Origin of the sequence: Streptomyces sp. NPDC093591 (assembly GCF_044764885.1) — a bacterium.
In the GTDB taxonomy this organism is placed as follows: domain Bacteria; phylum Actinomycetota; class Actinomycetes; order Streptomycetales; family Streptomycetaceae; genus Streptomyces.
In genome coordinates, this window is the sequence record NZ_JBIWIY010000012.1 from 200,347 (window position 1) to 212,799 (window position 12,453).

12 protein-coding genes are annotated in these 12,453 nt (G+C 70.9%); 9 read left to right on the plus strand and 3 right to left on the minus strand.

What is annotated here, in order from left to right:
• Positions 1-7 precede the first annotated feature (7 nt).
• On the minus strand, positions 8-2,185 hold the full coding sequence (locus ACIREI_RS25895; RefSeq protein ID WP_403337182.1) for an MMPL family transporter: 2,178 nt from the start codon (positions 2,183-2,185) through the stop codon (positions 8-10).
• A 134-nt stretch (positions 2,186-2,319) separates the two neighbouring features.
• Between ACIREI_RS25895 and rpe the strand changes: the two genes are divergently transcribed.
• From rpe to ACIREI_RS25930, 7 genes are all read left to right on the plus strand, one after another.
• Positions 2,320-3,006, plus strand: a complete 687-nt coding sequence (gene rpe, locus ACIREI_RS25900) for a ribulose-phosphate 3-epimerase (protein ID WP_403337185.1) — start codon at positions 2,320-2,322, stop codon at positions 3,004-3,006.
• Between the two features lie 78 nt (positions 3,007-3,084).
• Positions 3,085-4,128 (plus strand): sugar-binding transcriptional regulator, encoded by a 1,044-nt coding sequence (locus ACIREI_RS25905; RefSeq protein WP_403337188.1) that lies wholly within the window; start codon positions 3,085-3,087, stop codon positions 4,126-4,128.
• An 80-nt stretch (positions 4,129-4,208) separates the two neighbouring features.
• Entirely contained in the window at positions 4,209-4,523 is a 315-nt protein-coding gene (locus ACIREI_RS25910) for a barstar family protein (RefSeq protein ID WP_403337191.1), read from the plus strand.
• A gap of 131 nt (positions 4,524-4,654) precedes the next feature.
• Positions 4,655-6,097, plus strand: coding sequence for a GuaB1 family IMP dehydrogenase-related protein (locus ACIREI_RS25915; RefSeq protein WP_403337415.1), 1,443 nt, complete (start codon positions 4,655-4,657; stop codon positions 6,095-6,097).
• Between the two features lie 88 nt (positions 6,098-6,185).
• Complete coding sequence (locus ACIREI_RS25920; protein ID WP_403337193.1) at positions 6,186-6,683, plus strand: GNAT family N-acetyltransferase; 498 nt, start codon at positions 6,186-6,188, stop codon at positions 6,681-6,683.
• Positions 6,684-6,917: 234 nt separating this feature from the next.
• Positions 6,918-8,387, plus strand: a complete 1,470-nt coding sequence (locus ACIREI_RS25925; protein ID WP_403337196.1) for an amino acid permease — start codon at positions 6,918-6,920, stop codon at positions 8,385-8,387.
• Between the two features lie 10 nt (positions 8,388-8,397).
• Positions 8,398-8,850: an Lrp/AsnC family transcriptional regulator gene (locus tag ACIREI_RS25930; protein WP_015661832.1), complete on the plus strand. Its 453-nt coding sequence runs from the start codon at positions 8,398-8,400 to the stop codon at positions 8,848-8,850.
• Positions 8,851-8,910: 60 nt separating this feature from the next.
• Here the strand turns inward: ACIREI_RS25930 and ACIREI_RS25935 are convergent, their stop codons facing one another.
• Complete coding sequence (locus ACIREI_RS25935) at positions 8,911-9,369, minus strand: hypothetical protein (protein WP_403337199.1); 459 nt, start codon at positions 9,367-9,369, stop codon at positions 8,911-8,913.
• Positions 9,370-9,626: 257 nt separating this feature from the next.
• Between ACIREI_RS25935 and ACIREI_RS25940 the strand changes: the two genes are divergently transcribed.
• Entirely contained in the window at positions 9,627-10,823 is a 1,197-nt protein-coding gene (locus tag ACIREI_RS25940; RefSeq protein ID WP_403337202.1) for an MFS transporter, read from the plus strand.
• Here ACIREI_RS25940 and ACIREI_RS25945 read toward each other — a convergent pair.
• Positions 10,792-11,334, minus strand: coding sequence for a Repetin (locus tag ACIREI_RS25945; RefSeq protein WP_403337205.1), 543 nt, complete (start codon positions 11,332-11,334; stop codon positions 10,792-10,794). The two genes, ACIREI_RS25940 and ACIREI_RS25945, sit on opposite strands and share 32 nt — an antisense overlap.
• A 297-nt stretch (positions 11,335-11,631) precedes the next feature.
• On the opposite strand from ACIREI_RS25945, the gene ACIREI_RS25950 reads away from it, so the two are divergent.
• Positions 11,632-12,420, plus strand: coding sequence for a carbon-nitrogen hydrolase family protein (locus ACIREI_RS25950; protein ID WP_403337207.1), 789 nt, complete (start codon positions 11,632-11,634; stop codon positions 12,418-12,420).
• The last annotated feature ends 33 nt before the right edge of the window (positions 12,421-12,453 follow it).

The window sequence follows — 12,453 nt, forward strand, 5'->3', positions numbered from 1 at the left end:
CCATCTCTCAACCTCCCCGCTCAGCCACCCCCTCCTCCACCCCCGGAACCGCCGCCCTCCCCCCGTCCTCCCGCGCCAGCCGATGCGGCCACCAGACCTTCGGGCCCGCGTCCAGGAACAAGGCCGTCACCAGGACCGAGCGGACGATGAACGTGTCCAGGAGCACCCCCAGCGCGACCGCGAAGCCAATTTCGGCGAAGGCGACCATGGGGAGGGTGCCCAGGGCGGCGAAGGTGCCGGCGAGGACCAGGCCGGCCGAGGTGATGACGGCGCCGGTGGCGGCGAGGCCGGTGACTACGCCGGGGCGGGTGCCCTGGTGGGTGGCCTCCTCGCGGATGCGGGTCGTGAGGAAGATGTTGTAGTCGATGCCCAGCGCCACCAGGAAGACGAAGACGAACAGCGGGAAGTCGGTCGACTCGCCCGCGTAGTCGAAGAGGTGGCGGAAGGCCAGGGCGCTGATGCCCAGCGCGGCGGCGAACGACAGGATCACCGTGCCGATCAGCAGGAGTGGGGCGATCAGGGCGCGGAGCAGGGCGCAGAGGATCAGCAGGACCACGAGCAGGACCAGCGGGATGATCAGTACGTTGTCGTGGGTTGTCGCCTTGTCCATGTCCAGCAAGGCCGCCGTACCGCCGCCCACCTGGGCGTCCGCGTCCGGTACCTCGTGGACGGCGTCGCGGACCCGTTCGACGGTCTGTTTCGCGGCCTCGCTGTCGGAGGGGGCCGACATCGTCGCCTCGAAGAGCACCTTGCCGTCGTACGAGGGTTTGGTGCCCGGGGGAAGGCCCAGTGAGTCGGGGATGACGCCCCGTGTCTCGGCTACCGCGCGGCCCACCTGTACGGCCTGTGCCTGGTTGCTGACGATGACCATTGGGTCGCCGCTGCCGGCCGGGAAGTAGCGTGCGGAGACCTCCTGGCCGGTGATCGAGTCCGGCTTGTCGGTGAAGGCGTCGGCGTTGCTCAGCCCTTCGGCGCGCAGCTGGATCAGGCCGAGGGAGCAGATCGCCAGGGCGATGGCCGTGACGGCCCAGACCATGCGCGGGCGGTGGGTGATACGGCGGCCCATGCGGGCCCAGACGCCTCGCTCGTCCGGGTTCTCCGTACCCAGGTGCGGGATCACCGGCCAGAAGATCCAGCGGCCGCAGATGACGAGGAGGGCGGGGAAGAGGGTGAGCATGGCCAGGAGGCCCACCGTCACGCCGATCGCGGCCACCGGGCCGAGGCCCCTCGTCGAGTTCATGTCCGCCGCCAGCAGGACCAGCATGCTCAGTACGACGGTCGCGCCGGAGGCGATCACCGCCGGGCCCGCGCGGTGCAGGGCCAGGGCCATCGCCTCGTGGCGGTCCTCGTGGCGGCGCAGTTCCTCGCGGTAGCGGGCCACGAGGAGGAGTGCGTAGTCCGTGCCGGCCCCGAAGACCAGGACCGTGAGGATGCCCGCGCTCTGGCCGTTGACCGTCAGGCCCCCGTGTTCCGCGAGGAAGTAGATGAAGGCCTGTGCGGTGAACAGGGCGACGATCACGGAGATGAGGGGGACCAGGAGCAGGGTCGGGCTGCGGTAGGTCAGCAGGAGCATGACGATGACCACCGTCATCGCCGACAGCAGCAGCGTGGAGTCGATGCCCTCGAAGGCCTCCGCGAAGTCCGCGGACGTGCCGCCCGGGCCCGTGATGTGGACGGCCAGTCCGCCGTCGCCCTCGCCGACGATGTCCCGGATGGAGTCGACGGCGGGCGCTATGCGGTCCCAGCCCTTCTCGTCCATGGTGATCGGGACCTGGACCTGGGCCGCGCGCGGGTCCGCCTCGCGGTCGAAGACCGGCCCCCGGGTCTCCCAGCCCCGTATGCCGTGGTCGCTCAGCTGCTTGAGCGCGGCCACGTCCTCGGTGATCGCCGCCCGGTCCGGTGCCGTCAGTCCGCCGTCGCGGGCGTAGATGACGACCGCGGGGATCTGCTCCGGCCTGAAGTTCTCGGAGATCTCCAGGACTTGAGTGGATTCCGCCGACCCCGGCAGCCAGGAGGCCGCGTCGTTGTCCTGTGCGTCGGTCAGCTTCTGGGCGAACGGCGCCGTCAGGAACAGCGCCGCCAGCCACAGCACGAGCACCACCCACTTGGCGCGTCGGCCGCAGACCAGGTGCGCGACGCCCCGCCGCCCCGACCCTGACCGGCGCTCGTCCTGGGTCCCCGTCATGGCCATCCCCCCAGCCGTATGCGGAGCCGGTCGGCCGCCCGGCATGGCGCGCGCGAACCGGACACAACATCCGATGAACGTCTCAGGTCTGTACCGGCGCGAACATTCGTGCTCCGGCATGGCAGTCTTGGGTCATGGCCCCGCAGATCAACCCCAGCATCCTGTCCGCCGACTTCGCCCGCCTCGCGGACGAGGCGAAGGCGGTCGAGGGAGCCGACTGGCTCCACGTCGACGTCATGGACAACCATTTCGTCCCGAACCTCACGCTCGGCGTGCCGGTCGTAGAGTCGCTGGCCCGTGCGACGGGCACCCCGCTGGACTGCCATCTGATGATCGAGGCCCCCGATCGGTGGGCGCCCCAGTACGTGGAAGCGGGGGCCTCCTCCGTCACCTTCCATGTCGAGGCCGCCGCGGCACCCGTGCGGCTGGCGCGGGAGATCCGGGCCAAGGGCGCGCGTGCCTCCATGGCGCTCAAGCCGGCGACGCCCATCGAGCCGTACGAGGATCTGCTCCCCGAGCTCGACATGCTGCTGATCATGACGGTCGAGCCGGGCTTCGGTGGTCAGGCGTTTCTCGACATCATGCTTCCGAAGATTCGCCGCACCCGCGAGTTGATCAGCAAGCACGGACTTCAGCTGTGGCTCCAGGTGGACGGCGGGGTCTCCGCCTCGACCATCGAGCGGTGCGCCGAGGCGGGCGCCGATGTCTTCGTCGCCGGATCGGCGGTGTACGGGGCCGAGGACCCGGCCGAAGCGGTCCGTGCACTGCGCGCTCAGGCGGAGGCGGTCACGAAGACCGCGGCCTGGGCATGCGACCACTGAACCAAGGGAACGTGAACGGCCGCCATCAGGGCGGATCAAGAGCGCCGGATCTGCAAGGATGAACGGCGAATCCAGAGTGTGAACAGCAGTGAGGAGATCGCCGTGTCGGGTATGTCGGCGGGCCGGTCAGCCATGCGGATGGGACCCGCTGAGCTGGTGCAGGCGGCGGCCATGGCCCGCCGCTTCTACCTCGAGGGCAAGTCCAAGATCCAGATCGCGGAGGAGTTCGGCGTCAGCCGCTTCAAGGTGGCCCGGGTCCTGGAGACCGCTCTCGAACGGGATCTGGTGCGTATCGAGATCCGTGTGCCGGCCGAGCTGGACGCGGAGCGCTCCGACGCGCTGCGCGCCCGCTACGGCCTCAGGCACGCCGTCGTGGTCGAGTCCCCGGCCGAGGCCGAGGAGTCGCCCGACCCGGAGAACCTGGGAGAAGTGGCCGCCGACCTGCTCGGCGAACTCGTGAACGAGGGGGATGTGCTGGGCCTGGCCTGGGGCCGGTCCACCATCCACATGGCGGCCGCCCTCGACCGGCTGCCGCCCTGCACGGTGGTGCAGCTGACCGGTGTGTACGACGCCGGAACCGCCGAACGCGGTTCGGTCGAGGCGGTGCGCCGTGCCGCCCAGGTCTCCGGCGGCGACGCCCACCCCATCTACGCGCCGATGCTGCTGCCGGACGCGGCCACCGCGGCGGCGCTGCGTCACCAGACCGGGATCGCCCGGGCCTTCGAGTACTTCGACAAGGTCACGGTCGCCTGCGTCTCCATCGGCTCCTGGGAGCCCGGCATCTCCACGGTGCACGACATGCTCAGCGACGAGGAGCGGGCGCACTACGCCTCCCTCGGCGTCGCCGCCGAGATGTCCGCGCACCTCTTCGACGCCGAGGGACGCCGGGTCGGACGGGACCTGGGGGAGCGGTGCATCACGGTCAAGGCCGACCAGCTCCGCCGTATCCCCGAGGTCGTCGCGATCGCCGGCGGGCAGCGCAAGGCGGCCGCGATCGACGCGGTGCTGCGGTCGGGGCTCGTCACCAGCCTGGTGACGGACACGGCGGCGGCGGACGTGCTGATGACGGCGGGACAGACGCCGAAGCCCGCGCTCAACCGGGCCGATCCCGACGGAAACTGACGGGGTGTCAGAATAAGGGGCGGTCCGCCTGGGGCCGCCCCTTCGTTCATCACGATCACTACGACCTTGGCGGTACTGAGATGACGCAGCTCGTGGTCACGCTGGACCTCGACGGGGTCACGGACAAGGCGGGCCTGATGGACCGCTGCGCCCGCGCCCTGGACCTGCCCGACTGGTTCGGCCGCAACTGGGACGCCCTCGCCGACTCCCTCTCCGACCACACCGTCTGGCCCGAGGGTGCCGTCGAGCAGGGGCTGCTGATCGTCGTACGGAACTGGCGGCCGTATGCGAAGGCGCGGCCCGACGAGTGGGAGATCGCTCAGGACGTCTTCTCCGAGGCGGTGGACCGGACGCCGGCACTCTCCGTGACGGTTGCTCTCGGAGGATCCTCCTAGGACCCCTCTGACCTGCTCGTATGAAGCGACCGTGCATCGCAATCCGGTCAGCATGGGACAATGAAGTACGTGCTCTTCCCCCTGGCTGACCTGTCCGGGGGCCACCTCTGATCGACTGGGATGTGCAGCACGTGCGTTTCCTCAACGACATCCAGCCCGCGTACGACCTGACGTACGACGACGTCTTCATGGTGCCGAGCCGCAGTGCGGTCGGCTCGCGGCAGGGCGTGGACCTCAGCTCCCCGGACGGCACGGGCACCACGATCCCGCTGGTCGTCGCCAACATGACCGCCATCGCCGGCCGCCGTATGGCCGAGACCATGGCCCGGCGCGGCGGCCTGGTGGTCATCCCGCAGGACATCCCGATCGAGGTCGTCACCGAGGTCGTCTCCTGGGTCAAGAGCCGCCACCTCGTCCTCGACACCCCGATCGTGCTGGCCCCCCACCAGACCGTCGCCGACGCGCTGGCCCTGCTGCCCAAGCGCGCGCACAACGCCGGTGTGGTCGTCGACGAGGACTTCAAGCCGATCGGCGTCGTCACCGACTCCGACCTGTCCGGCGTGGACCGCTTCACCCAGCTCGAAGTGGTCATGTCCCGGGACCTGCTGCTCCTCGACGCCGACCAGGACCCGCGCGAGGCCTTCAACACCCTCGACCACCACAACCGGCGCTACGCCCCCGCCGTCGACGCGGGCGGCCGCCTCGCCGGCATCCTCACCCGCAAGGGCGCCCTGCGCGCCACGCTGTACTCGCCGGCCGTCGACGCCAACGGCAAGCTGCGCATCGCGGCCGCCGTCGGCATCAACGGCGACGTCGCGGGCAAGGCCAAGCAGCTGCTCGACGCGGGCGTCGACACCCTCGTCATCGACACGGCGCACGGCCATCAGGAGTCGATGATCGCCGCGATCAGGACCGTGCGGGCGCTCGACCCGCAGGTGCCGATCGTCGCGGGCAACATCGTCGCCGCCGAGGGCGTACGGGATCTGATCGAGGCGGGCGCCGACATCATCAAGGTCGGTGTCGGCCCGGGCGCGATGTGCACGACCCGCATGATGACCGGGGTCGGCCGGCCGCAGTTCTCGGCGGTGCTGGAGTGTGCCGCCGAGGCGAAGAAGTACGGCAAGCACGTGTGGGCCGACGGCGGCGTCCGGCACCCGCGTGATGTCGCCATGGCGCTCGCGGCCGGTGCGTCCAACGTGATGGTCGGCTCGTGGTTCGCGGGCACCTACGAGTCGCCGGGCGACCTCCACCAGGACGCCAGCGGGCGGCTCTACAAGGAGTCCTTCGGCATGGCGTCCGCGCGGGCCGTGGCCAACCGTACGTCGGAGGAGTCGGCGTACGACCGCGCCCGCAAGGCCCTGTTCGAGGAGGGCATCTCCACCTCCCGCATGTTCCTCGACCCGGACCGCCCGGGCGTGGAGGACCTGATCGACTCGATCATCGCGGGCGTGCGGTCGTCCTGCACCTACGCGGGTGCGGGCTCTCTCGAGGAGTTCGCCGAGAAGGCCGTCGTCGGCATCCAGAGCGCCGCCGGTTACGCGGAGGGCAAGCCGCTGCACGCCAGCTGGAGCTGACGCCAACTCCTTTTCCTACGGCCCCCGTTGTCCCGTCCGCCGGGAAAATCGGGGGCCGTTCGCATGCCCTGCGAGCTACCGTCGGCCCATGGAGATCACGGTCTGCGGGCCCGCCGATGTGGCGCTGCTCGACGAACACATCGGCTCGCAGGGAGTCGGCTCGTTCCACGCCCGCCGGTTCGCGCGTCAGGAGCGGGGCGAGGGCACGTACCTCGTCGCCTGGCTCGAGGGGCTGCCCGTCGGGCACGTGGAGATGCGCTGGACCGGCTGCGACGCCGCAGCAGTGCGTGCCGCGCGGCCGGGATGCCCGGAGATCAACGGACTCGGTGTGTGGCCGGAGGAACTGCGCTCGCGCGGCATCGGTACCGCACTGATCCATGCTGCCGAGGAACTCGCCGCGGAACGCGGGATCACCACGGTCGGCATCGGCGTCGCGAAGGACAATCCGCGCGCCGCCGCCCTCTACGCCCGGCTCGGCTACGAGCCCCTGATCGACTACTACGACCGCTGGTCCTACGAGACCGACGACGGCCGGCTGCGCGACTGCGTCGACGCGTGCACCTTCTTCGTCAAGGAACTGCTCTGAGCAGCTCCCGCGCAACGGTCGAAAGCCACCGCGCAACGAACCCTCACCCAGGCCCGAGGAACGCAATGATCTTTCGGGTACGCGCAAGGTTGCTGCATTACGACGGCAACGCCGCTCCTCATAGGCTGTCGCCTCGTACGTGGCGTGGCAGGGACCCCGCTCGATGGGTTCCTGCTGTCGCAGGGTGCCGCCGGTCCCCGCCGCCCTGAGAGGCAGCGACGAAGGAGTCAGCGCGTGCTCGACCAAGGCGCACCCCCGCACAACCGCACTCAGACCGGCCCACCGTCCCCGGGTGTCGGCGCGCGCCTGATGCGTCGCAAGCCCGTGGAACACCTGGTCGCGGAGGGTGGCCAGGGTGAGGGAGGGTCCCTGCGGCGCTCCCTGGGGCTGTGGCAGCTCACCATGATCAGCATCGGTGCCACCCTCGGCACCGGCATCTTCGTCGTCCTCGGCGACGCCGTCCCGGAGGCCGGCCCCGCGGTCACCCTGGCCTTCGTGATCGCCGGCCTCACGGCACTGTTCTCGGCCCTGTCGTACGCCGAGCTGGCGGGCAGCATCCCGGTCGCGGGCTCCTCGTACTCGTACGCATACGCAACGATGGGTGAGCTGGTCGCCTGGGTCTGCGGCTGGTGTCTGGTGCTGGAGTACGGCGTGTCGGTGGCCGCCGTCGCCGTCGGCTGGGGCGAGTACCTCAACGAGCTGCTGAACGGCACGATCGGGGTCACCATCCCGGCCGTGCTGTCCTCGGCGCCCGGGGAGGGCGGGATCATCAACCTGCCCGCCCTGATCGTCGTCCTGCTGGCGATGGTGTTCCTGCTCGGCGGCGTCCGTGAGTCCGCCCGCGCCAACACGATCATGGTCGCCGTCAAGATCGCCGCGCTGGTGCTGTTCTGCGCGGTCGGCTTCATGGGCTTCAAGTCGGGCAACTACTCCGACTTCATGCCGCTCGGCATGGCGGGCGTGAGCGCCGCCGGTGCCACGCTGTTCTTCTCCTACATCGGCTTCGACGCCGCCTCCACCGCCGGTGAGGAGGCGAAGGACCCCAAGCGGGACCTGCCGCGGGCGATCATGCTGTCGCTGATCATCGTCACCGCGCTGTACGTGCTCGTCGCGGGTGTCGCCGTCGGCGCCTGGAACTGGAAGAAGTTCGAGGGCTCGGAGGCCTCCCTCGCCGCGATCATGAACGACGTCAGCGGCCAGTCCTTCTGGGGGACGCTGCTCGCGCTCGGCGCGGTCATCTCCATCGCGAGCGTGGTCCTGACCGTGCTGTACGGCCAGACCCGCATCCTCTTCGCGATGTCCCGCGACGGCCTGGTGCCCAAGGCGCTCGGCAAGGTCCACCACAAGACCGGCGCGCCCCGCCTCAACACGGTCATCGTGTCCCTCTTCTGCGGTGTCCTCGCCGCACTCATCCCGCTGGGCAAGCTCGTCGACGCCACCAGCATCGGCACGCTCTTCGCCTTCGCGTTGGTCAACATCGCCGTCATCGTGCTGCGTTACAAGCGGCCGGAGCTCGAGCGCACGTTCAGGGTGCCGTTCGGGCCGGTGCTGCCGGTGCTGGGTTTCCTGTTCTGCGCGTACAACATGTTCAGCCTGGACACCGTGACCTGGGTCGTCTTCGGGTTCTGGATGGCCGCGGGTCTCGTGTTCTACTTCCTGTACGGCTATCGCCGGTCCCGTCTTGCCATGTCAGAAGTGAAGTGAACCACCCGCAGTGCTGAACGATCTCGACGAACGCATCGTGCACGCCCTCGCCGAGGACGCCCGCCGCTCCTACGCGGACATCGGGCAACTCGTCGGCCTGTCCGCGCCCGCCGTGAAACGGCGCGTGGACCGGCTGCGCGCCACCGGAGCCATCACAGGGTTCACCGTCCGGGTGGATCCGGCGGCGCTCGGCTGGGAGACCGAGGGGTTCGTCGAGATCTACTGCCGGCGCAACACCTCGCCGGAGACGATCCAGCGGGGGCTGGAGCGGTATCAGGAGGTCGTGGCCGCGTCGACCGTCACCGGTGAGGCGGACGCGGTCGTGCAGGTCTTCGCCTCCGACATGCGGCACTTCGAGCGGGTGCTGGAGCGCATCGCGGGGGAGCCGTTCGTGGAGCGGACCAAGTCGGTGTTGGTGCTTTCGCCGTTGCTGCGGCGGTTTTCTTCCGGGTCGCCTACGTAGCGCTCCGCGGGTGGTGCGGCGTGGGGCAGTGCCGCGTCGTGCCGTCGCCCGCCTGCAGCTTCATCGTGGCTCGTCGCGCAGTTCCCCGCGCCCCTGGAGGGCGCGTTTGCGTACGGTCGTCAGCATGCGCCGTACAGCCAGTTCATGGCCGCGCGTCCCGATCACGAGGAGCCGGTAGAGGCGGCCTGCCGGGCCAGGGAACGTGGCCCGGGTCTCGGCGCGCACCCGGGTGTGCCCCTTGGTGGCCTCCTCCAGGCGGAAGACCAAGGCATACGTCGAGAAGCGATGGCTTCCGGCGAGGGCCAGCTCATTCCCCGGTTCCGCGGTGACCACAGGGAAGCCGGGGGTCGGCGAGCGGTCGGCGCAGCCGAGGAGGCGCGCGGCGACCGCGGCCGGCCTGTTCGCGAAGTGGTGGTCCACGGTGTCTGCGATGGCTCGCCAGACGGCGTCCGGCGGCGCGGCGACGATCGACGTGTGCGCGTCGACGAACGGCAGGTCGTGGATCTCGGTGGCGTCCATGCCGGCAGTCTCGCGCGGGGCCCCGCACACCGGCGTCCCCCCGAGGGCCGACCTCCGTCGCCGCTCGGCGGAGACACGTGGCGTCGGACTCCTCCCGGCGGAGGGTGCCCACAGCGGAATTCTCGCTGCGCCCCTGCCCCCGGTCCGCCTACCATCGGTGCCATGACCTGGCGACATTGATCCACCAGCCGTGCCTCCCGAGGGCCGCCTCGGACGCCGTACCCCCGGTGTCCGAACAGTCCCTGCGGGAAGGCCTCATGACACTCTCACCTGCGCGTGTGCCCGCCACCGGTGTCCGGCGGCTCACGGCCACGCTGTACGGCTACTCGTTCCTCGACGACTTCGTCCTGCTCTACCCGGTGTACGCGCTGCTGTTCGCCGACACCGGCCTGTCGCTCTGGCAGATCTCCTCCCTGTTCGCCCTGTGGTCGGTGACCGCCGTCCTGCTGGAGGTCCCCTCCGGCGCCTGGGCCGACGCCGTCTCGCGGCGGCTGTTGCTGTGGCTCGGACCGCTGCTCACGGCCGTCGGCTTCGGGCTGTGGGTGCTGGTGCCGTCGTACTGGGCCTTCGCGCTCGGCTTCGTCCTGTGGGGCGCCGGCGGAGCGCTCGGCTCCGGCGCGCTGGAGGCGCTGGTGTACGACGAACTGGAGAGGCTGGGTGCCGCCGACCGGTATGCGCGGGTCATGGGCCGGGCCCGGGCCGCGCGGCTGGTGGCGACGATGGCCTCCGTCGGTCTCGCCGCACCCGTCGTCGCCCTGGGCGGATATCCGGCCGTCGGCGCGGCGAGCATCCTGGCCTGTCTGCTGACCGCGGCCACGGCGACCCGGTTCCCGGAGCACCGGGTGCCGCCGGAGACCGGGGGCGACAGCTGGGCGACGACGCTGCGTACCGGACTCGCCGAGGTCCGCGGGGACCGTTCCGTGCGCGGTGCGCTGCTGCTGGTCCCCGCCGTCGCCGCCGTCTGGGGCGCGCTCGACGAGTACACCCCGCTGCTGGTCCGGGACCTCGGCGTCGCCGAGGCGACCGTGCCCTATCTGATCCTGCTGATCTGGGCGGGCGTCACCGCCGGAAGCCTGCTGACCGGGCCGGCCGAACGCCTCGGCACCAGAGGGCTCGCGGCGCTGCTCGCGGGCTCCGCGCTCGCCCTGGCCGTGGGAGCCGCGGCCGGCAGCACCGCCGGAATCGCGCTGGTCGGCCTCGCCTTCGGCGGGTTCCAGGTGGCGGAGGTGCTTGCCGACGCCCGCCTCCAGCACCGTATCGACGAGTCCCGCCGGGCCACGCTCACCTCCGTGGCCGGTCTGGGCACGGAGGCGGCCACCGTCGCGACGTTCGGCCTGTACGCGCTGGTCGGGGCGGGCGCGGCGCACAGCACCGTCTTCGCTGTGCTCGCGGTTCCCTATCTGGTGACGGCGCTGGTCCTCGCTAGAGCTCGGGCTGCCAGGGCACGACCGTGAAGTCGCCCGTCCCGTTCTTGACCTTCTCGAAGGGGGCGGAGCTCACGCACTTGGGCGGCTCCTGCCCCGCGCCGGGGCGGCCCGTGGAGGCCCAGCTGTAGCCGAGCCGGTCATGGCGGCCGAGGTCGTGCACGGTGACGCCGACCCGCTTGCCCTCGGCACCGGGCAGGTCGGAGTCGGTGATGACGCCGGAGACGACGGCCACCTTGCCGCCGGTGATGAGGCAGTCGACCCTGGCCTTCGCCCGGGCGCCCCAGTCGTTGAGGTAGTGGCTGAACTCGAAGGTGCCGGTGGCCTTCATCGGGTCTGCCTTGTCCGCGGCGGCGAGGTGAGCGTCGAACGTGAACGTGATGTCGTCCCCCGCCGAGCGGTGCAGCTTGGCGGTGCCGGTGAGCGCGGCGGCCTCGCGCTGAGGCGGTCCGCTCGTCGCGGTGGCGGCGGGACCGACCGTTCCGGCGGTGAGCAACAGCAGCGCACAGCACAGCACAACGGTCTTCGTACGGCGGTTCATGGCGGTCCTTTCCGCAGGTCAACCGGACAGCCACCACTCTCGCGGCGGCCCGCCCCCGCCACATCGCACCGAGGACGGGACCCCGCCTCCGCCGCACGGCGGGGAGGCCCGTACGCCCCTCCGCTCCGAGGAGGACGGGACCTCCGTCCGAGGGTGCGCAACGAATCGCCGCCGGACCCGTGGCCGACGCAACGAACCGCTCACCGGCGCGCAACGGCTCCTCCTTGTCCGCCCTGGTCAGCCGCCCGTACCTTCTACATGGCCCCCAAACCCCCTTCCGCCCGGTGAGGATCACGCATGCGCACCGCCCTGCTCCAGAGCTCCGGCCGACCCGGCTCGACCGTCGAGAACCTCAAGGTGCTCGACGACGCCGCGGGCCGTGCCGCCGCCGCGGGCGCCGGGCTGCTGGTCGCGCCGGAGATGTTCCTGACCGGGTACGCGATCGGCGACGACATCGCCCGCCTCGCCGAGCCCGCCGACGGCGACTGCGCGGACGCGATCGCCGAGACGGCGACCCGGCACGGCCTGGCGATCGCCTACGGCTACCCCGAGCGGTCCGGCGACGCCGTCTTCAACTCCGCCCAGCTGATCTCCGCCGACGGCACCCGGCTCGCCAACCACCGCAAGACCCACCTCTTCGGCTGCTTCGAGCGCGACCACTTCACGGCGGGGGACCAGCCGGTCGTCCAGGCCGAGATCGACGGCCTCCGCGTCGGCATTCTGATCTGCTACGACGTCGAGTTCCCGGAGAACGTCCGCGCCCACGCCCTCGCCGGTACCGACCTGCTCGTCGTGCCGACCGCGCAGATGCACCCCTTCCAGTTCGTCGCCGAGTCGATGATCCCGGTGCGCGCCTTCGAGAACCAGATGTACGTCGCGTACGTCAACCGGGCCGGTCAGGAAGGGGAGTTCGAGTTCGTCGGCCTCTCCACCCTCGCCGGCCCCGACGGGGTCGCGCGCACCCGTGCCGGGCGCGGTGAGGAGCTCGTGCTCGCCGACGTCGACCCCGTCTTCCTCGCCGCCTCCCGCGAGGCGAACCCGTATCTGAGGGACCGCCGCCCCGGTCTCTACGGCTCCTTGATCTGAGCCTCACCCCCCCCTCGCCCCCGAAGTCCCTGT

Coding starts and splice junctions, on each gene's coding strand:
- ACIREI_RS25895 (WP_403337182.1), bottom strand. CDS start 2,185: ATGACGGGGACCCAGGACGAGCGCCGGTCAGGGTCGGGGCGGCGGGGC.
- rpe (WP_403337185.1), top strand. CDS start 2,320: ATGGCCCCGCAGATCAACCCCAGCATCCTGTCCGCCGACTTCGCCCGC.
- ACIREI_RS25910 (WP_403337191.1), top strand. CDS start 4,209: ATGACGCAGCTCGTGGTCACGCTGGACCTCGACGGGGTCACGGACAAG.
- ACIREI_RS25920 (WP_403337193.1), top strand. CDS start 6,186: ATGGAGATCACGGTCTGCGGGCCCGCCGATGTGGCGCTGCTCGACGAA.
- ACIREI_RS25935 (WP_403337199.1), bottom strand. CDS start 9,369: ATGGACGCCACCGAGATCCACGACCTGCCGTTCGTCGACGCGCACACG.
- ACIREI_RS25940 (WP_403337202.1), top strand. CDS start 9,627: ATGACACTCTCACCTGCGCGTGTGCCCGCCACCGGTGTCCGGCGGCTC.
- ACIREI_RS25945 (WP_403337205.1), bottom strand. CDS start 11,334: ATGAACCGCCGTACGAAGACCGTTGTGCTGTGCTGTGCGCTGCTGTTG.
- ACIREI_RS25950 (WP_403337207.1), top strand. CDS start 11,632: ATGCGCACCGCCCTGCTCCAGAGCTCCGGCCGACCCGGCTCGACCGTC.